The sequence below is a fragment of the Micromonospora sp. I033 genome, assembly GCF_053890995.1.
Genome location: NZ_JBSSLX010000109.1, coordinates 1 through 18,390, shown reverse-complemented (window position 1 = coordinate 18,390; position 18,390 = coordinate 1). Strand labels below are relative to the sequence as shown.

Genomic DNA, 18,390 nt, shown 5'->3' with positions numbered 1-18,390 from the left:
GTGAGCAGGGCGCTGCGGTGGGCCGCGTAGTCGGCCATCCGGGCACGGGCGGCGTCGGTGAGGGTGAGCCGCACCACCCGGCGGTCGGCGGGGTCGCGGTCGCGCGCCAGCAGCCCGGCGTCGGTGAGCTCGCTCACCAGCGTGCTTACCGTGTTGGGCGCGGTGCCCAGCCGCCGCGCCACCTCCTTGCCGCTGATCCCCGGCTCGGCGCTGACCAGGAGCAGCACCTCCACCTGCGCCTCGGGCAGGGCGTCCCGGTTGGCCCGGGCGATGGTCCTGCGGCGCAGCAGCCGGTGCAGCTCCCCCAGCGCGGCCCCGAATCGCGCGATGCCCTCTTCGCTCGCCACGGAGTCACCTGCTTCACATCGCAACAGTTCTGGATACAGAGCTAAGGTTACCCGGAGATCAACGACCTCTGGGGGACCCTCGTGAGCCAGACCGTGCGGACCGCCGCGCGCCCGACCGTCGAGCCGCCGGCCAACCCGGGCGGCGCGACCCTGCTGGTGCTGCTCGGCACGCTCACCGCGATCGGCCCGCTCTCGCTGGACATGTACCTGCCGGCGTTCCCCGCGATGACCCGCGACCTCGGCGCCGACCAGGCCGGCATCCAGCTCTCGCTGACCACGTGCCTGATCGGCCTCGCCGTCGGCCAGTTCGTCACCGGCCCGCTGAGCGACCGGTGGGGACGGCGCCGGCCGGTGCTGGTCGGCGTCGCCGCGTACACCCTGCTCGCGCTCGCCTGCGCGGCGGCGCCGAACGCGCCGATGCTCGCCGCCGCGCGGTTCGCGCAGGGCCTGGCCGGCGGCATGGGCGTGGTGGTGGCCCGGGCGGTGGTCCGTGACCTCTACGCCGGCCGCGCGGCCGCGAAGTACTTCTCCCGGCTCACCCTGGTCTTCGGCGTCGCGCCGGTGGCCGCGCCGAGCGTGGGCAGCCTGGTGCTCCGGTTCGGCGACTGGCGGGCGGTCTTCCTCACCCTGGCCGCCATCGGACTGCTGCTCACGGTCGCGGTCGCCCGCCACCTGCCGGAGACGCTGCCGGTCGAGCGCCGCAGCACCGGTGGCCTGGCCGCCACCGCCCGGACCATGCGGTCGCTCGCCGCCGACCGGGTCTACCTCGGGTACGCGCTGACCCAGGGCTTCGCCTTCGCCGGTCTGTTCGCGTACATCTCCGGGTCGTCGTTCGTGTTCCAGGACGTCTTCGGGGTCTCCGCGGTGGCGTTCAGCCTGATCTTCGGTCTCAACGCGCTCGCCCTGGTGGCCACCGGGCAGGCGAACGCCCGGCTGCTCGACCGGTTCAGCCCGCGCCGGCTGCTGGTCACCACGCTCGTGGTCGGCGTGGTGGCCGCGGCCGGCGTGCTCACCGGGGCGCTCGCCGGCAGCCTCGCCGTGGTCGCGGTGACACTGTTCGCCTTCGTCGGCTCACTGGGGATGGTGATGCCGAACAGCACCGCGCTGGCGCTGGACGCGCACGCCCGGCACGCCGGCACCGCCGCCGCGCTGATGGGCGGCGTCCAGTCGGTGGTCGGCGCACTCGCCGCGCCCCTGGTCGGGTTCGGCGGCGAGGGCAGCGCCGTGCCGATGGCCGTCGTGCTGGCCGTCGCCGCCGCCCTGTCCCTCACCGCCGTGCTCACCCTCGCCCGCCCGCGCTGATCCGGGCGGCGGGTCAGCGGAAGCGCTCCGCGACCGCCTCCCGGGTCGGCATGGCGGTGGCCCCGCCGGGCGACTCGCAGACGAGGCCGGCCACCCGCAGGGCGAAGGCCACCCGGTCCCGCCAGCCGGTCGGGTCCACCGGCTCGCCGGCGTGCAGCAGGTCGGCGATGAGGGCACCCATCACCGAGTCGCCCGCGCCGGTGGCGTCCACCGCGTCGACCTTCGGTGCGGGGACCCGTACCACGTCGTCGGCGGCGGCGACCAGGGCGCCGTCCGCGCCGAGGGTGACCACCACGGTCCCCGCGCCCAGTTCCCGGAGGTACGCGGCGACGCCCTCGACCGGCTCGTGCGGGTAGAGGTGGCGCGCGTCGGCGGCGCTCAGCTTGACCAGGTGGGCACTCGCGGCGAACTCGGCGACCACCCCACGCAGGTCGTCCAGCGCGCCCGGCCCGGTGAGCAGGCTGGGCCGCACGTTCGGGTCGAAGACCCGCAGCGCGCCGGCGATCGCCCAGGCACGGCGCGCGGCGGCCAGCACCGGCGGGTCGAGCAGGACGATCGAGCCGCAGTAGACCACCTGCGCCCCCTCGACCAGGGCCACGTCCAGGTCGTCGGCGGTGAGCAGCGCGTACGACCGGGGCTCGCCGTAGAAGCGGAAGTCCGGTTCCGGGCCGGCGAAGGTGGCGACCGCCAGCGCCGTCGGGGCCGGCACCGTGACCGCCCCGTCCAGCCCCACGCCGGCGGCGCCCAGGAAGGCTCGGATCCGCGCGGCGAGCGTGTCGTCGCCGAGCGACCCCACGAACTGGACGTCGCCGCCGAGCCGGGCCACCGCCACGGCCACGTTGAGCGGCCCGCCGCCGATCGCCTGCCGGTAGACGGGCTCCCCGTCGTGCTCGGCGTCGAGCAGGTCGACCAGCGCCTCGCCGAGCACCACCGCGTACCCCATCCTGGCTCCTTCCGTCCGTCGTACCTCCGATCCTGGCGCATGGCGGGGCCCGGCGCGACGAGACGCCCGCATCGACGGGCGGCTATTGCGCGGGATGCCCGGGACGTGGTGGGATGGCACGTGCCGGGAAGGGCGCGGGGGCTGCCGCGCCGCCGGCCGCCGGGTCGAGCCGACGCGAGGGCACTCACCGGTCCGTGGCACGGACCGCAGGCGGTGCGCGTCCCCCGACGGCCCCGGCAACACTCCGACCGCCGGGCGTGACACCGCGATCGTCGCATCCGCTCGTCGCAGCGGGGCGGCCCGTGCGGGTCGCGCCCCGCGAGTCAGGAGTTCCCGTGCACCGATCCCGTATGGCCGCGCTGCTCACCGCGGCCGCCACCCTGGCCCTGGGCGCGTTCGCCCTGGCCACCGGCTCCGACCCGGCCGCCGCGCACGGCGCGGCGATGACCCCGGGCGCCCGGACCTACCTCTGCTGGAAGGACGGCCTCACGGCGACCGGGGAGGTCCGGCCGAACAATCCCGCCTGCGCGGCGGCGGTCGCCCAGAGCGGGGCCAACTCGCTCTACAACTGGTTCAGCGTGCTGCGCTCCGACGCGGGCGGCCGGACCGTCGGGTTCATTCCCGACGGCAAGCTGTGCAGCGGCGGCAACGCGAACTTCAGCGGCTACGACCAGGCTCGCAACGACTGGCCGATCACCCACCTGACGGCCGGGCGGTCGATCGAGTTCCGCTACAGCAACTGGGCCCACCACCCGGGCACCTTCTACTTCTACGTGACCAAGGACAGCTGGAGCCCGACCCGGCCGCTGGCCTGGAGCGACCTGGAGGAGCAGCCGTTCCTGCAGGTGACGAACCCGCCGCAGCGCGGCGCCGTGGGCACCAACGACGGGCACTACTACTTCACCGGTTCCCTGCCGGCCAACAAGAGCGGCCGGCACATCATCTACTCCCGCTGGGTCCGCTCGGACAGCCAGGAGAACTTCTTCGGCTGCTCGGACGTGACCTTCGACGGCGGCAACGGGGAGGTGACCGGGATCGGCAACGGCGGCACCCCGTCGCCGAACCCCACCACCCCGACCCCGGGCCCGACCAGCCCGACGCCCACCCCGACCTCGCCGAGCCCGACGCCGACCCCGACCCTGCCGGGCGGCGCCTGCATGGCGGTGTACAAGGTGGTCAGCGCCTGGCAGGGCGGCTTCCAGGGTGAGGTCATGATCATGAACCACAGCACCCGGACCTACAGCGGCTGGACGGCGAACTGGACCTGGCCCAGCGGCCAGACCATCACCCAGCTCTGGAACGGCACGGCGAGCACCAGCGGGGCGGCGGTGACGGTCACCAACGCCCCCTACAACGGGAGCGTCCCACCGGAGGGCACCACGACCTTCGGTTTCACCGCGAACTTCTCCGGCACCAACACCCTGCCCACGGTCACCTGCACCGGCCGGTGACCCCACACTGAGAAGGGCCCCCGGGGTCGCACCCCGGGGGCCCTTCGACGCGCTCGGGTCAGCGCACCATGCTGCCCACCACCGGCTTGGTGAGCAGGGCCGACTGGTTGCGCTGGATGCCCGGGTCGAGGGTCTTCGCCACGAAGATGGCGTGCCAGATGCAGAAGATCAGCACGGTCCACACCTTGCGGGAGTGGTCCGCCTCCTCCCGCTTGTGCTCCTCCAGCAGCCGCATCGCGTACGACAGGTCGATGAGGTCGCCCGCGCCGGACGTGGCCAGCACGTGGCGGGCCCACTCGTACATCTCGCCGCGCAGCCAGACCCGGGTGGGGGTCGGGAAGCCGAGCTTCTTGCGGTTGACGATGGCCGGCGGCACCACACCCTGCAGCGCCTGGCGCATCGCGTACTTGGTGGCCTCGGAGCGGGGCGGCAGCTTCAGGTCGACCGGGATGCCGGCCGCCACGTTGAACACCTCGCGGTCCAGGAACGGCACCCGGACCTCCAGCGAGTGCGCCATCGAGATCCGGTCGGCCTTGACCAGGATGTCGCCGCGCAGCCAGGTGTAGAGGTCGACGTACTGCATCTTGGTGACGTCGTCCAGCTCGGTGGCCTCGGCGTAGATCGGCGCGGTGACGTCGGTGTAGCGGACCGAGGGGTCGTAGCGGCGCAGCAGGTGCTGCTTCTCCTCCTCGGTGAACATCCGGGCGTTGCCGTAGTAGCGCTCCTCGATCGGGGTGGTGCCGCGCTCCAGGAAGCTCTTGCCCTTCACGCCCTGCGGGATGGCCTTGGAGACCGCCCGCAGGCCCTTCTGCACCCCGCCGGGCAGGCTGTTCACCGCGTTGAGCGAGAGCGGCTCCCGGTAGATGGTGTAGCCGCCGAAGAACTCGTCCGCGCCCTCGCCGGAGAGCACCACGGTGACGTGCTCGGCGGCCTTCTTCGCCACGAAGTAGAGCGGCACCAGGGCCGGGTCGGCGACCGGGTCGTCCAGGTGCCAGACAATCTTCGGCAGCGCCTCGATCATGTCCTGCGGCCCGATCTTGGTCGGGATGGTGGTCACGTCGAGGTGCCGGGCCGAGTCCTGGGCCACGTCGATCTCCGAGTAGCCCGGCACGTCGTAGCCGACCGTGAAGGTGAGGATGTTCGGGTTGAACTCCCGGGCCAGGGCCACCACGGCGGTGGAGTCGATGCCGCTGGAGAGGAACGAGCCCACCGGCACGTCCGAGCGCATGTGCATCCGGACGCTCTCCCGCAGCGTCTCCCGGATCTCGTGGTAGAGCTTCTGCTCGTCGGAGACGGGAGCCGGGCGGAACACCGGCCGGTACCAGCGGCGCACCTCGATCCGGCCGCCCGGGGTCCAGGTCAGGTACTCCCCCGACCCGATCCGGCTGATCCCCTTGTGCAGCGTGCCCGGCTCCGGGACGTACTGGAGGGTCAGGTAGTGGCTCAGGTTGGCGGCGTCGATCCCCGCGTCGCCCTGGTACGCCGAGTGCGCGAACGGCAGCAGCGCCTTCTTCTCGGAGGCGAGGTAGAGCCCGTCCTGGGTCTCCAGGTAGTGCAGCGGCTTGATGCCGAAGTAGTCGCGGGCGCCGAAGGCCCGCCGCTCCTGCCGGTCCCAGATCACGAAGGCGAACATGCCGCGCAGCTTGGTGAGCACCTGCTCACCCCAGTAGTGGTAGCCGGCGACGATCACCTCGCCGTCGCCGTTGGTGGCGAACTGGGCGCCGTAGTCCCGGATCAGCTCGTCGCGCAGCTCGATGTAGTTGTAGATCTCGCCGTTGAAGGTGAGCAGGTAGCGGCCGTTCGCGTAGGGCAGCGGCTCGTGGCTGAGCGCCACGTCGATGATCGCCAGCCGCTTGTGGGCGAACACTCCGTCCGCGTACCGGCCGGAGGCGTCGCCGACCACCTCGACCCCGGTCTCGTCCGGGCCGCGGTGGTGCAGGCACTCCAGTGCTCCGGCGATGTGGTCGCGGTGAGCGGCGGCGTCACCGCGCGCGCTGAAAAAGGCCAGGAGTCCGCACATGGGGGCCATCTTTCCACGCGCCGGAAGCCACCGTCGCGGCACCGCAGGCACTCCGCGCTCCCGCGCGCGCGGTACCGTCTGGACCAGCGACGAGGCGCAAGGAGGCGGACATGGCCGAGGAGCGGACGCAGCAGGGGAAGCCGGCGGACGGCACCGAATCGCACGACCCGGACTTCCCGGAGGCGTTCCTGTCCTTCATGCGGCAGGGCTGGCGGGACACGGAGCTGCCGGTCGGTCCCCGGCCGGAGGTGCCCAACCACGCCAAGCGGCGGGCCGCGCTGGCCGAGGCCTTCCCGGGGGAGACGCTGGTCATCCCGACCGGCACCGAGAAGGTACGCGCCAACGACACCGACCACCGGTTCCGGCCGGGCAGCGACTTCGCGTACCTGACCGGCGACCTGGAGCCGGACAGCGTGCTGGTGCTCCGGCCGGGCGGCGAGGCCACCCTGTTCATGCGGCCCCGGTCGTCCCGGGTCACCGACGAGTTCTTCCGCAGCCGGAACGGCGAGCTGTGGGTGGGCCGGCGGCCGACGCTGAAGGAGAAGTCGACCGAGCTGGGCCTGCCCACCGCCGACCTCAGCGAGCTGGACGCGGCGCTGGCCGAGCTGGCGCCGGGGCGCACCCGGGTGCTGCGCGGCTTCGACGCCCGGGTCGACGCCGCGGTGCGCCCGTACGACGGGGCGCGGGCCGAGGGGCAGCCGGGCCGCGACCGGGAGCTGGCCATCGCGATCTCCGAGCTGAAGCTCGTCAAGGACGAGTGGGAGATCGCCCAGCTCCAGGAGGCGTGCGACGCCACCGTCCGCGGCTTCGAGGACGTGGCCCGGGCGCTCCCGGCCGACCGGGCGGTCTCCGAGCGGCTGCTGGAGGGGGTCTTCGCGCTGCGTGCGCGGCACGACGGCAACGACGTCGGCTACGGCTCGATCGTCGGCGCCGGCGAGCACGCCACGATCCTGCACTGGGTGCACAACCACGGCGCGACCCGCCCGGGCGAGCTGCTGCTGATGGACATGGGCGTGGAGAACCGCAACCTCTACACCGCCGACGTCACCCGGGTGCTCCCGGTCGACGGCCGGTTCACCCCGCTCCAGCGCCAGGTCTACGACGCCGTCTACGCCGCCCAGCAGGCCGGCATCGACGTGATCAAGCCGGGTGTGGCGTTCCGCGAGGTGCACCTGACCGCCATGCGGGTGCTGGCCGAGGCGCTCAAGGACCTGGGCCTGCTGCCGGTGAGCGTCGACGAGGCGATGGACCCGGCGTCGACGGTCTACCGCCGCTGGACGCTGCACGGCACCAGTCACATGCTCGGCATCGACGTGCATGACTGCGCCAACGCCCGCAAGGAGACCTACCGGGACGGCCCGCTCGGCGAGGGCTACGTGCTCACCGTCGAGCCGGGGCTCTACTTCCAGCCGGAGGACGAGCTGGTCCCCGAGGAGCTGCGCGGCATCGGCGTGCGGATCGAGGACGACATCCTGGTCACCGCCGACGGCGCGGTGAACCTCTCGGCCGGGCTGCCGCGCCGCTCGGACGAGGTGGAGACCTGGCTGGCCGAGCAGCGCGAGGCCGGCCCCCGCCTGCCCGGCTGACCCGACAGCACGATCCCCGGCGGGCCCGCCGCCGGCGTCTGCGAGGTTTCTCGCGATAACGACGCCGGCGCCGGGCCCGTCGCCGTTTGCGCTGCTCACGGTCCTCCTGGTGGCCGGACGCCCCGGTCACGCCACCCGGGCCGAATGTGAGTCAAATGCGCGATTTCTTCGGATACGTCCGCGTCGCGAGGATCCTTCTCATACGGTGGCGATCAGAGGCTGCAACCGATTTGTAGCTGGTCGCTCGACCTGGGGCGGTGCGACCCCTTTAGGTAGACCGAAAGGGCGGAAGGCTCTGATGTCCAACGACGTAACGAACAGCGACGGCGGGGCCCCGATGACCCCGTCGACGAACAGGCGGCGGGCCCTCTTGGTCGCCACCGGCGTGGCCGGGCTGACCGGCGTCGTCGGGCTGGCGGCGCTGGGTGGCCTCGCGGCCCGGGACAACGACAAGAAGCCCGTGGCCGAGAACCACGTGGCCGCGCCGCAGAACGCCTCCGACGCCGGCCGGGCCGACGACGAGAAGGACAAGGACCGGGACAAGGACAAGGACAAGGACAAGGACAAGCGTGAGGAGGGCCGGGACCGGGGTGAGTGGGACCCGGACGCGGATCACGGGACGGTCCGGGAGGTGCCGTGTGACGACGACGAGCTGGTCGAGGCGCTCGACCTGGCGAACCGCGATCACGGGGGCACGCTGAAGCTGGCGGAGAACTGCACGTACGAGGTGAGCGTGAAGGACCGCAAGTTCGGTGCGGCGCTGCCGGAGATCAAGCAGGACATCACGATCAAGGGCAACGGCTCGACGATCAAGCGGGACGCCGAGGACACGTTCCGGATCTTCCGGGTCGTCGACGGTGGTGACCTGACCCTGAAGGACCTCACCGTCAAGGGCGGCAACGCCACCGAGTTCAAGTACGGCGGCGGCGGGCAGTTCCCCACCCCGCCGGCCAACGGCGCCCCAGGCAACGGCGCCCCGGCTGTCATGGCCGCGCCGGCCGCTCCGGACTCCCAGGGTTGGAGTTCGCAGGGCTCGGGTTCGCAGGGCTCGGGTTGGCAGAACTCGGGTTCGTCGGGTTCGGACTCGCGTGACAAGGACGAGCGTGACGACAAGAAGGGCGAGGGCGACGGCGGCGCGCTCCTGGTCGAGCGCGGCGGCAGCGCCCACCTGATCAAGGTCAAGCTGACCCACAACAACGCCGAGAAGAACGGCGGCGCCATCGCCAACTTCGGCCGCGTCCACCTCGAAGACAGCAAGGTCACCGACAACCACGCCCGCGAGGACGGCGGCGGCATCTTCAACCGCGGCGTGCTCAAGGTCGAGGACTCCCACGTCGACGACAACACCGCCGGCGGCAACGGCGGCGGTATCGCCAACGGCGACGGCAGGAACGACAAGGACCACGACAAGCACGACCCGCGCGGCTACGACCAGAACAACTCCAGCCAGAACAACTCCGACTGGAAGAACGACGACAAGAAGAAGGACAAGCACGACGAGGAAGCCGGCACCGTCGAGATCCTCGGCTCCGGCAAGGGCAAGGACAGCGTCGAGAGCACCCTGTCGGACAACCGCGCCGGCAAGAACGGCGGCGGCCTGTTCAGCTCCGGCGGCTTCGTCACCATCACCTTCACCGCCATCACCGGCAACACCGCCTGCGAGAACGGCGGCGGCATCTACGCCGAGAACACCACCCTCAAGCTCGAAAAGGTCCACGTCGCCAAGAACCACGCCGACGGAAACGGCGGCGGCATCGTCAACACCGGCGGCAAGCACTGGGGCTACCCCAACGACAAGCAGCACGCCACCGCCACCATCTCCGACAGCGAGATCGTCGACAACACCGCCAACCGCTTCGGCGGCGGCATCTTCAACGGCGAATGGCTCGTCAAGATCGAAGACGGCTTCACCGAGCGCAACGGCAAGGACAAGGACGACAACGCCACCCTGACCCTGCGCGACACCGAGATCAAGGGCAACACCGCCCTCAACGGCGGCGGCATCTTCAACAACAAGGGCAAGGTCACACTGACCAACACCCACGTCACCAAGAACACCGCCACCGACACCGCCAAGCTGCACCGCGTCGCCGGCGGCATCCTCAACAACGAGGGCAGGGTCGAGCTCGACGACAAGTCGACCGTCACCAACAACGACCCCACCAACTGCGCCAACACCGTCGAAGACTGCTTCAACTGAACGACCACATAACCCGGGGAGTCCCTTTCCGCCGTGCCACGGCGGGGAGGGGCTCCCCTACCCACCGCGTCACCACCGGGTGGTTCGTGTGGTGCCGCCCCGGTTACGGCCGTCCGTGGGCAGCAGGCGGCCTTACGCCCCCGCCGGGCCCTCTTCGCCGGCCGGACGCCCTCCCGCACCTGCGGTTCCCCGTGGGTCCTGCCGCGCCGCCCAACCCCTTATGCGGGTTTTTTTCGTATATGGGCACGAGGTGAAGAAGCTTCTCATACGTTGGTCTTCAGCAGCTACAACCGATTTGTAGCGAAGGCCGCCTCGCCGTGGCGAAGCGACCTTGTCGGGTACAAGGAGAGGGCAGAGAGCTCCGATGTCCAACTACCTTCGCAATAACGATGACGCCGCCCGTGAGAAGGTCTCCCCGCTCCGGCGCCGCCGGCTGTGGCTCGCCACCGGCGTCGTGGGCCTGACGGGAGCGGTCAGCCTCGCGGGTGTGGCCTACGCGACCACCGGGGTCACGGGCCCTCACCGGCTCGCCGACGTGAAGTGGTCGACCGCCCAGCTCACCAGTGACGACGCCAAGGGCTCGGAGGAAGCCGCCCGCGGCGACGACAAGGACAAGGACCGGGACAAGGACAAGGACAAGGACAAGCGTGAGGAGGGCCGGGACCGGGGTGAGTGGGACCCGGACGCGGATCACGGGACGGTCCGGGAGGTGCCGTGTGACGACGACGAGCTGGTCGAGGCGCTCGACCTGGCGAACCGCGATCACGGGGGCACGCTGAAGCTGGCGGAGAACTGCACGTACGAGGTGAGCGTGAAGGACCGCAAGTTCGGTGCGGCGCTGCCGGAGATCAAGCAGGACATCACGATCAAGGGCAACGGCTCGACGATCAAGCGGGACGCCGAGGACACGTTCCGGATCTTCCGGGTCGTCGACGGTGGTGACCTGACCCTGAAGGACCTCACCGTCAAGGGCGGCAACGCCACCGAGTTCAAGTACGGCGGCGGCGGCGCCCCGGGCAACGGCGGCCCGAGCAACGGCGGCCCGGGCAACGGTGCTCCGGGCAACGGCGCTCCGGGCAACGGCGCTCCGGGCAACGGCGCTCCCTGGGCTCCCGCCGCGCAGACCGCACCGGCCGCGCCGGCCGCCGTGGGCGCCCAGAGCGCCACCGCGGTGCAGGCCGCCCCCGCCGCGCTGGCGGCTCCGGCCGGCATGGGCTCGGGCTCGGGGGGGCCGGGTTCGGACTCGCGTGACAAGGACAAGCGTGACGACAAGAAGGGCGAGGGCGACGGCGGTGCGCTCCTGGTCGAGCGCGGCGGCAGCGCCAACCTGATCAAGGTCAAGCTGACCGACAACAACGCCGAGAAGAACGGCGGCGCCATCGCCAACTTCGGCCGCGTCCACCTCGAAGACAGCAAGGTCACCGACAACCACGCCCGCGAGGACGGCGGCGGCATCTTCAACGAGGGCGTCCTCAAGGTCAAGGACTCCCACGTCGACAACAACACCGCCGGCGGCAACGGCGGCGGCATCGCCAACGGCAAGGGCAAGAAGGACGACCACGACAGGAACGGCCACGAGAACAACGGCTGGGGCAACAGCAGCTACGACAAGGACGGCCACGACAAGGACCGCAAGGACCGCGACGAGGCCGGCACCGTCGAGATCACCGGCTCCGACCACGGCAAGGACAGCACCAAGAGCAGCATCTCGGACAACAAGGCCGGCAAGAACGGCGGTGGTCTGTTCAGCTCCGGCGGCACCGTCACGATCACCCTCACCGTGATCAAGAGCAACACCGCCTGCGACAGTGGCGGCGGCATCTACGCGGTCGACACCGACCTCAAGCTCGACAAGGTCATCGTCGCCAAGAACCACGCCGACAAGGACGGCGGCGGCATCGTCAACACCGGCGGCAAGGACAAGAAGAAGGACTGGTCCTCCAACGGCGGCAACAACAACGGCGGCGACAACAAGGAGCGCGACAACAAGGAGTCGGACGCCACCGCCACCGTCTCCGACAGCGAGATCGTCGACAACACCGCCAACCGCTTCGGCGGCGGCATCTTCAACGGCGACACCGACGTCAAGCTCGAGGACGGCTTCAAGGACGACCACGAGGACGGCGAGGACGACAACGCCACCCTGACGCTGCGGGACACCGAGATCAAGGGCAACACCGCCCTCAACGGCGGCGGCATCTTCAACAACAAGGGCAAGGTCACCCTGACCAACACCCACGTCACCAAGAACACCGCCACCGACACCGCCAAGCTGCACCGCGTCGCCGGCGGCATCCTCAACAACGAGGGCAAGGTCAAGCTCGACGACAAGTCCACGGTCACCAACAACGACCCCACCAACTGCGCCGGCACCGTCAAGGACTGCTTCAACTGACCGACGGTCAGCGCACGGATCGACGCAAGCATCCGGCCCCCTGCCACCTCGGTGGCAGGGGGCCGGATCGTGACCGTTGTCAGCTCTGGACGAAGACCGCCACGCTGCGCGCCGGCACGGTGAACGTGCCGCCGGCCCGGTCGAACGACGCCGTCCGGAGCACCGGATCGGCGGAGTCACGCAGCACCGGGTGCAGCGCCACGTTCGCCCCACGCAGGCCGGTGACGGTCTGCTTCGCCGTCTCCGGAGTGGCGTTGAAGACCACGGTGACCGACTTCCACGTCCCGCCCAGCCCGCGGGCGTCCAGGGTCATGGTGATCACGCCCGGCGTCTCCCGATCGCCGGAGAGCGGGAAGGCGACCCGCTTCTGCACCTGGTCGGCGGTGGTCAGCCCGAAGACCGGCGAGGAACGCCGGACCCTCAGCAGCTCCGCGTACCGGGCGTCGGCCAGGTCGATCGCGGCGCAGTCCGGCACCAGCTTCGGGTCGGCCAGCAGCGGCCGTGCGTACGGCCACTTGTCCTTGTTGTCCTGCTCCGGCGGGAGGCCGGCGCCGAAGCCGTTGCCCTGGGCGCAGTCCCAGCGGATCTGGTTGAACCAGTCACCGGAGTTGTACGAGTTGCGGTCCAGCGACTTGGAGCGCAGCCGCTCCGAGCCGGCCGTCACGAACCCGGTCCCCTGCCCCATCACCACGGTGCTCAGGGCGAGCACCTGCATCCGGGCCCGGTCCTGCGCCGAGGTCCCCGGCGGCAACTTGTACGCCAGCGCGTCGTACAGGATCTCGTTGTCGTGCGCGTCGACGTAGGTGACCGCCTCGCCCGGCGCCGCGGTGTAGCCGGCCGGCGAGCCGTTGTAGTCGACCTGCGCGCCGGTGACCGGCCGGCCCGACGAGTCGGTGAACCGGTAGCCGCGCAGGTTGCCGGCGAGCCCGACCTTGATGAGGTCCTGCTGGTGCAGCAGCCGGGCCTTCTGCTCCGCCGCCGAGCCGTTGACGTCGTCGCCGTTCGGGTCGGTGAAGAGCCCGGACGCGAAGCCCTGGATCCGCGGGTTGCCGTCGAACGGGCCGCCGCCACGCACCGCGTCGCGGAGCCGGTCGTTGAAGGTGCCGATCCCGGTGCCGGCCATGTTGGCCTGGGTGGCCTGCACGAACCGGGCGTCGTTCGCGACCTCGCCGAAGTTCCAGCCCTCGCCGTAGAGCAGGATCTTCTTCCCGTCCACACCGTCGCGGGCCGGCGTCAGCTCGTCCAGCGCGGCGCGGACGGCCAGGATGTTCGCCTTCGGGTGGTGGCCCATCAGGTCGAACCGGAAGCCGTCCACCTTGTACGCCTTCGCCCAGGTGACCAGCGAGTCCACCACGAGCTTGCCCATCATGGCGTGCTCCGGGGCGGTGTTGGCGCAGCAGGTCGAGTTGGCGACGGTGCCGTCCTCCAGCAGCCGCTGGTAGTAACCGGGCACCACCTGGTCGAGCACCGACTTCGGGTCGGTGCCGGCGGCCGACGTGTGGTTGTAGACGACGTCCATCACCACGCGCAGGCCGGCCTGGTTGATCCCCGCGACCATCTGCCGGAACTCGGTGGTCCGCTTCGCCCCGGCCGGGTCGACGGCGTAGCCGCCCTCCGGCACGGTGTAGTGCAGCGGGTCGTACCCCCAGTTGTAGCCGTCCTTGCCGGCCACCGCCGCGACACACTTCTGCTGCTCGTCGGAGTCCGGCGGCAGCGCGGCCAGGTCGCAGGCGGGCTGCGCCTGGTCGGCCCGCTTCTCGGGGATGGTGGCGAAGTCGAACGCCGGCAGCAGGTGCAGGTAGTTGACCCCGGCGTCGCCGAGCGCCCGGAGGTGCTTCATCCCGGCCGTGCTCGGGTCGGTGAACGCGAGGTAGGTGCCCCGCCGGTCGGCCGGCACGGTGGTGTCGGCGATGGAGAAGTCGCGGACCGACACCTCCTGGATCTGCGCCTTCGCCGACGGCACGGCCTTCGGCTTGCGCAGGTTCGCCCAGCCGTCCGGGGCCAGCGCCGGGTCGGCCAGGTCGACGATCTGGCTGTGCGTCGAGTCCGGCGCGAGGGCCAGCGAGTACGGGTCGGTCACCGCGGCGGTGACCACCTTCTGCGCCGCCGGCTGCCACGCCTCGACCTGGTAGCGGTAGTACTTTCCGGTCCAACCCTTCGTGCCGCGCACCGACCAGACGCCGGTGGTGTCGTTGCGGCGCATCGACACGGTCGTCGGCTCGGCCGCCGGCGAGTCGAAGAGCTGGAGCGAGACCTTCCGGGCGGTGGGCGCCCAGACGGCCAGGGTGGGCACCGTGCCGGCGAACGTCGGGCCGAGCTTCGCCCGGGTGGCGGCCCGGTAGACGTCGTCGAGGACGCCCGGGATCTGCACCCCGGTGGCGCCGAGCAGGTGGCCCTCGGCGTCCCGCTCGGTCACCACGAGCTGGCCGCGCAGCGCCGCGGGCACCTTGGCCAGGTCGGCGCGGTCCAGCGTGAAGGCGCGATAGGCCCAGAGCTGGGGGTACGCCTGCCGCTGGGCCTCGGTCAGCCCGTTGCGCCCCGCCCGCAGCGGCAGCGTGGTGTACGTCCCGGTCAGCTCGCCGTCGGCGATGCCGAGCCCGCCGGCCGGGGCGGCCACCAGGGCGTACCGCTTGCCGTCGGTCGGCCCGGTCTGCCAGGCCACCGTGGACCGGTCGATCCACTGCGCCTTCTGCTTGGTGATGTCGAGGTCCTTCGCGACGCCGGACGAGGTCGGCGGCAGCAGCCGGCCCTTGACGCCGGCCAGCAGCCAGATCTCGTGCCCGGCGGTGGCGAAGTCCAGCCGCTGGTCGTCGGGCTGGTCCTTCTCGTCGCCCTTGTGCACGATGTAGTTCAGCCCGGTGGCGCCGGCCGCGAGCGGCACCCGGAAGACGGCGCCGTACGCGTCGGTCTTCTCCGGCTTCAGCGGGTTGCCCCAGTCGGTCGGGTTGGCGGCGCCGTCCCAGAGGTGCAGGCCCCAGCCGTCGTAGTTCCCGTCCGCCTTGCGCCAGTGGATGACGGCGGTGTTCTGGTCGACGGGCGGGTCGGGCTCGCCGGTGGCCGCCTGCCGGGTCGGGTAGAGGGTCGGGTCGCCCTGCTTGACCCAGACCTCACCGGTCTGCGTCACGTCGATGGCGCGGTCGTTCGCGCCGTCCTTGTTGCCGTCCTTGTCGACCACGAGGAACCCGACCGACTTGGCGCCCGGCTTCAACTTGACCCAGGCGAACCGGCCGAAGGAGTCCTCACCCGCGAACGGCTGCCCCTTGGGCCACTCGGTCTGGTAGGCCGGGTCGATGTCGCCCCAGGTGTAGAGGCCCCAGTCGTCGTATCCCCCGGCGGGGCGCTGGTAGTGCACGACCGCCCAGTCCCGCGACGCGCTCTGCGCCGGGGTGCCGACCACGCCGGTGGTGCGGGCGGCGGCCACGCGCCCCTTGCCGTCGCGGACCACGGCCTTGTACTCGACCTTCGTCCCGCCGGCCAGGCCGGTCAGGTCGTGGTGGACCGTGTACGGGGCCTTGTGCGCACTGCCCAGCAGGGTCCACCTGCCGCCCGGCACCCGGGCCGCGAAGGTGACCGTGGCGAGGGGGTCGCCGGTGACCTGCGCGGTGACGGTGGCCCTGGTGGCTACCGGGGCGTCGCCCGGCTCGGTGAGCGTGATCGTCGGAGCCGCGCCGGCCTGCGGGATCGCCCGGTCGGCCTTGAGCACGACGGCCGACATGGCCGGCACGGTGACGCCCAGCTTGCCGTCGGCGCCGGCGGTCGCGGTGCCCGCGCCGCCGTAGACGCCGGTGAAGGTGGCGCCGGCCGACCAGGTGTCCACGGTGACAGTCTGCGCGGTCGCGGCGTTGTTCACGGCGACGACGTACTCGGTGCGCTCCTTCGGCAGGACGCGGGAGAAGGCGAAGACGCCGGGGCCGTCGGCCGCGTACCGGGTGACCTGGATGCCGTCCCGCAGGGCCGGGTGCGCCTGCCGCAGGCTGCCCAGCTCGGCGATGGTCCGGTAGAGCGGGTGGGTGGCGTCGTACTGGTCGCTCGCGTGGGTGCGGGTGGTGCCGATGAGGTCGTCGTCGAGGTAGTCCGCCGTCCGGCTGGCGAACATGTCCTGCCGGGCGTCCTTGTCCCCGCCGGGGCCGGTGAAGCCCTGCTCGTCACCGGAGTAGACGACCGGCTGGCCGCGGGTGAGGAACATCAGCTGGTGGGCGAGCTGGTCGCGGCGGAGCTGGCTGGCGTCGTCCCCGCCGGCGGCCGCGATGAACGAGCCGATCCGGCCCATGTCGTGGTTGCCGAGGAAGGTGGTCAGCCGGTTGGCGCCGGTGTCCCGCGCGGCGTAGAGGTCGTCCCTGGCGTACACGTCGGCGAGCGCCTTGGCCGAACCGTCGGCGGCGGCGTAGCCCCGCGCGGCCTCCTGGAACGAGAAGTCGAGGGTGGCCGGCAGGCCGCCCTGCCGCACGTAGGTCGACTCGATCTGCTGGTCCGCGCTGTAGACCTCGCCGAACATGAAGAAGTCGGGCTTGCCGGCCTTGGCGGCGGCGGCGTTGATGCCCCGGGTGAACTGCGGCCAGAAGTCGAGGTTGGCGTGCTTGACCGTGTCGAGGCGGAACCCGTCGACGCCGGCCTTGCCGATCCACTGCGCGTAGATGTCGGTCATGCCGCGGACCACCTCGGGACGCTCGGTCCAGAGGTCGTCGAGGCCGAAGAAGTCGCCGTACTCGCTGTTCTCACCGGCGAAGGTGGAGTCGCCCCGGTTGTGGTACATGGTCGGGTCGTTCAGCCACGCCGGCACCTTGACCTTGGCGTCGGCCGCGCTGGCGAACGTCGGGGTGTACGGGAACGACCCGCTGTCGACCCGCGGGAACGCCCGGGTGCCGTCGGCGTAGTTGCGGTCCTCGAAGGCCCGCCCCTGCGCGTCGGTGTAGGGGGACGTCTTCTTGTCGACGTAGCCGTACTTGTCCTCCGCGTAGCGGATGACGTCCGCGGTGTGGTTGACGATGATGTCCAGGTAGACCTTGATGCCCCGCTGGTGGGCGAGGTCGACCAGCTTCTTCAGCTCGGCGTTGCTGCCGAAGTGCGGGTCGACCTGGGTGAAGTCGGTGATCCAGTAGCCGTGGTAGCCGGCGGAGACGTCCGCGCCGGTGCCCTGCACGGGGCGGTTCTTGAAGATCGGGGCGAGCCAGATGGCCGTGGTGCCGAGGCCCTGGATGTAGTCCATTCGGTCGATGACCCCCTTGAGGTCACCGCCGTGGTAGAAGCCCTTGTCCGCGGGGTCGAGGCCGGTGCTGAGCCGGTCGCCGGCCAGCCCGCCGGTGTCGTTGCGCTTGTCGCCGTTGGCGAAGCGGTCCGGCAGGACGAAGTAGAACTGCTCGGCCTTCGCGCTGTTGCTGCCGGCCTTGAGCAGGGTCTCGGCGGACGGCTCCCGGCTCCACTGCGCGGCGCCCGCGGCGGCCAGCACGTCCGGGGTGGCGGGGCGATCGCTGCCGTCGGCACCCAGCTGGTGGAGGGCCACCGGCACGCCGACGAGGGTGAGCACGAGGGAGGAGACCAAGGCGGCCAGCGCCTTGCGGGATATCGGCGGGGGTTTCATCGACGGCCTTTCTCTGGTCGCTGATTCGCCCGCACGCTAGCCCTCGTCGAAACATTCTGCAATACCTTGCAAACAGAGTCGCAACAAAGCAGCCGTCTTGCGAAACCCGGCAACGCGCCGGGCCGTGGATCAGAGTCCGGAGCAGCCCGCGCCGTCGACGGTGCAGCTCGTCGGCCGGGTCGTGCCCGTGTGCTCGAAGTGGAACTGCAACGCCACCGACGCCCCGGGCGCCAGGTCCGCCCCGCTGCGGTACGTGAAGACGCCGTCGGTGAAGCCGCCGCTCCCCTGCTCCGCACCGCTCACCCAGGCGGCCACGAGCCGCCCGCGCGGGAAGGTCAGCCGCACCGTCCACCCCCGCGCCCCGTCCGCGGTGTTGACCAGCCGCACCTCACCGATGAACCCGCCGTCGAAGCTGTTCACCACCCCGTACCGGCCGGTGACCGGCGACGCGGGGGGGGGGGCCCCGCCCGCGGCACCGCCACCCGCGTCGCCGGTCACCGGCCGGGGCGGGGGGGGGGACAGCGTCGGCGGCGGGTTCGTCGGGGAGGGGCGGCTGGGCAACACCGCG

The 18,390-nt window shown here is 71.4% G+C and carries 10 protein-coding genes; 5 read left to right on the top strand and 5 right to left on the bottom strand.

The window, feature by feature from the left end:
* Positions 1-347: MarR family winged helix-turn-helix transcriptional regulator (locus ACW0Q9_RS18655; protein ID WP_456182972.1), on the bottom strand; the 347-nt coding region annotated here is incomplete at its 3' end.
* Positions 348-428: 81 nt separating this feature from the next.
* On the opposite strand from ACW0Q9_RS18655, the gene ACW0Q9_RS18650 reads away from it, so the two are divergent.
* Positions 429-1,649: a multidrug effflux MFS transporter gene (locus ACW0Q9_RS18650; RefSeq protein WP_456182970.1), complete on the top strand. Its 1,221-nt coding sequence runs from the start codon at positions 429-431 to the stop codon at positions 1,647-1,649.
* Between the two features lie 13 nt (positions 1,650-1,662).
* On the opposite strand, the gene ACW0Q9_RS18645 is transcribed toward ACW0Q9_RS18650, so the two are convergent.
* Positions 1,663-2,592 carry a carbohydrate kinase family protein gene (locus tag ACW0Q9_RS18645; RefSeq protein WP_456182968.1) on the bottom strand — a complete coding sequence of 310 codons (930 nt, stop codon included), beginning with the start codon at positions 2,590-2,592 and terminating at the stop codon, positions 1,663-1,665.
* Between the two features lie 350 nt (positions 2,593-2,942).
* On the opposite strand from ACW0Q9_RS18645, the gene ACW0Q9_RS18640 reads away from it, so the two are divergent.
* Positions 2,943-4,043 carry a lytic polysaccharide monooxygenase auxiliary activity family 9 protein gene (locus ACW0Q9_RS18640; RefSeq protein WP_456182974.1) on the top strand — a complete coding sequence of 367 codons (1,101 nt, stop codon included), beginning with the start codon at positions 2,943-2,945 and terminating at the stop codon, positions 4,041-4,043.
* 58 nt (positions 4,044-4,101) lie between these two features.
* Here ACW0Q9_RS18640 and asnB read toward each other — a convergent pair whose 3' ends face one another.
* A complete protein-coding gene (gene asnB / locus ACW0Q9_RS18635) occupies positions 4,102-6,063 on the bottom strand; it encodes an asparagine synthase (glutamine-hydrolyzing) (protein WP_456182966.1) in 1,962 nt (653 codons plus the stop codon).
* A gap of 110 nt (positions 6,064-6,173) precedes the next feature.
* Between asnB and ACW0Q9_RS18630 the strand changes: the two genes are divergently transcribed.
* From ACW0Q9_RS18630 to ACW0Q9_RS18620, 3 genes are all read left to right on the top strand, one after another.
* A complete protein-coding gene (locus ACW0Q9_RS18630; protein WP_456182964.1) occupies positions 6,174-7,649 on the top strand; it encodes an aminopeptidase P family protein in 1,476 nt (491 codons plus the stop codon).
* Between the two features lie 298 nt (positions 7,650-7,947).
* Positions 7,948-9,849, top strand: a complete 1,902-nt coding sequence (locus ACW0Q9_RS18625) for a hypothetical protein (protein ID WP_456182962.1) — start codon at positions 7,948-7,950, stop codon at positions 9,847-9,849.
* Positions 9,850-10,213: 364 nt separating this feature from the next.
* Positions 10,214-12,244 (top strand): hypothetical protein, encoded by a 2,031-nt coding sequence (locus ACW0Q9_RS18620; protein ID WP_456182960.1) that lies wholly within the window; start codon positions 10,214-10,216, stop codon positions 12,242-12,244.
* A gap of 79 nt (positions 12,245-12,323) precedes the next feature.
* Here ACW0Q9_RS18620 and pulA read toward each other — a convergent pair whose 3' ends face one another.
* Together pulA and ACW0Q9_RS18610 are read right to left on the bottom strand one after the other, a co-directional pair.
* Positions 12,324-17,822, bottom strand: a complete 5,499-nt coding sequence (gene pulA, locus ACW0Q9_RS18615; RefSeq protein WP_456182958.1) for a pullulanase-type alpha-1,6-glucosidase — start codon at positions 17,820-17,822, stop codon at positions 12,324-12,326.
* 129 nt (positions 17,823-17,951) lie between these two features.
* Entirely contained in the window at positions 17,952-18,242 is a 291-nt protein-coding gene (locus tag ACW0Q9_RS18610) for a cellulose binding domain-containing protein (RefSeq protein WP_456182956.1), read from the bottom strand.
* Between the last annotated feature and the right edge of the window lie 148 nt (positions 18,243-18,390).

Excerpts from the sequence above, each read along its gene's own strand:
- ACW0Q9_RS18645 (WP_456182968.1), bottom strand. The coding sequence starts at position 2,592 with ATGGGGTACGCGGTGGTGCTCGGCGAGGCGCTGGTCGACCTGCTCGAC.
- ACW0Q9_RS18640 (WP_456182974.1), top strand. The coding sequence starts at position 2,943 with ATGGCCGCGCTGCTCACCGCGGCCGCCACCCTGGCCCTGGGCGCGTTC.
- ACW0Q9_RS18630 (WP_456182964.1), top strand. The coding sequence starts at position 6,174 with ATGGCCGAGGAGCGGACGCAGCAGGGGAAGCCGGCGGACGGCACCGAA.
- asnB (WP_456182966.1), bottom strand. The coding sequence starts at position 6,063 with ATGTGCGGACTCCTGGCCTTTTTCAGCGCGCGCGGTGACGCCGCCGCT.
- ACW0Q9_RS18625 (WP_456182962.1), top strand. The coding sequence starts at position 7,948 with ATGTCCAACGACGTAACGAACAGCGACGGCGGGGCCCCGATGACCCCG.
- ACW0Q9_RS18620 (WP_456182960.1), top strand. The coding sequence starts at position 10,214 with ATGTCCAACTACCTTCGCAATAACGATGACGCCGCCCGTGAGAAGGTC.
- pulA (WP_456182958.1), bottom strand. The coding sequence starts at position 17,822 with ATGAAACCCCCGCCGATATCCCGCAAGGCGCTGGCCGCCTTGGTCTCC.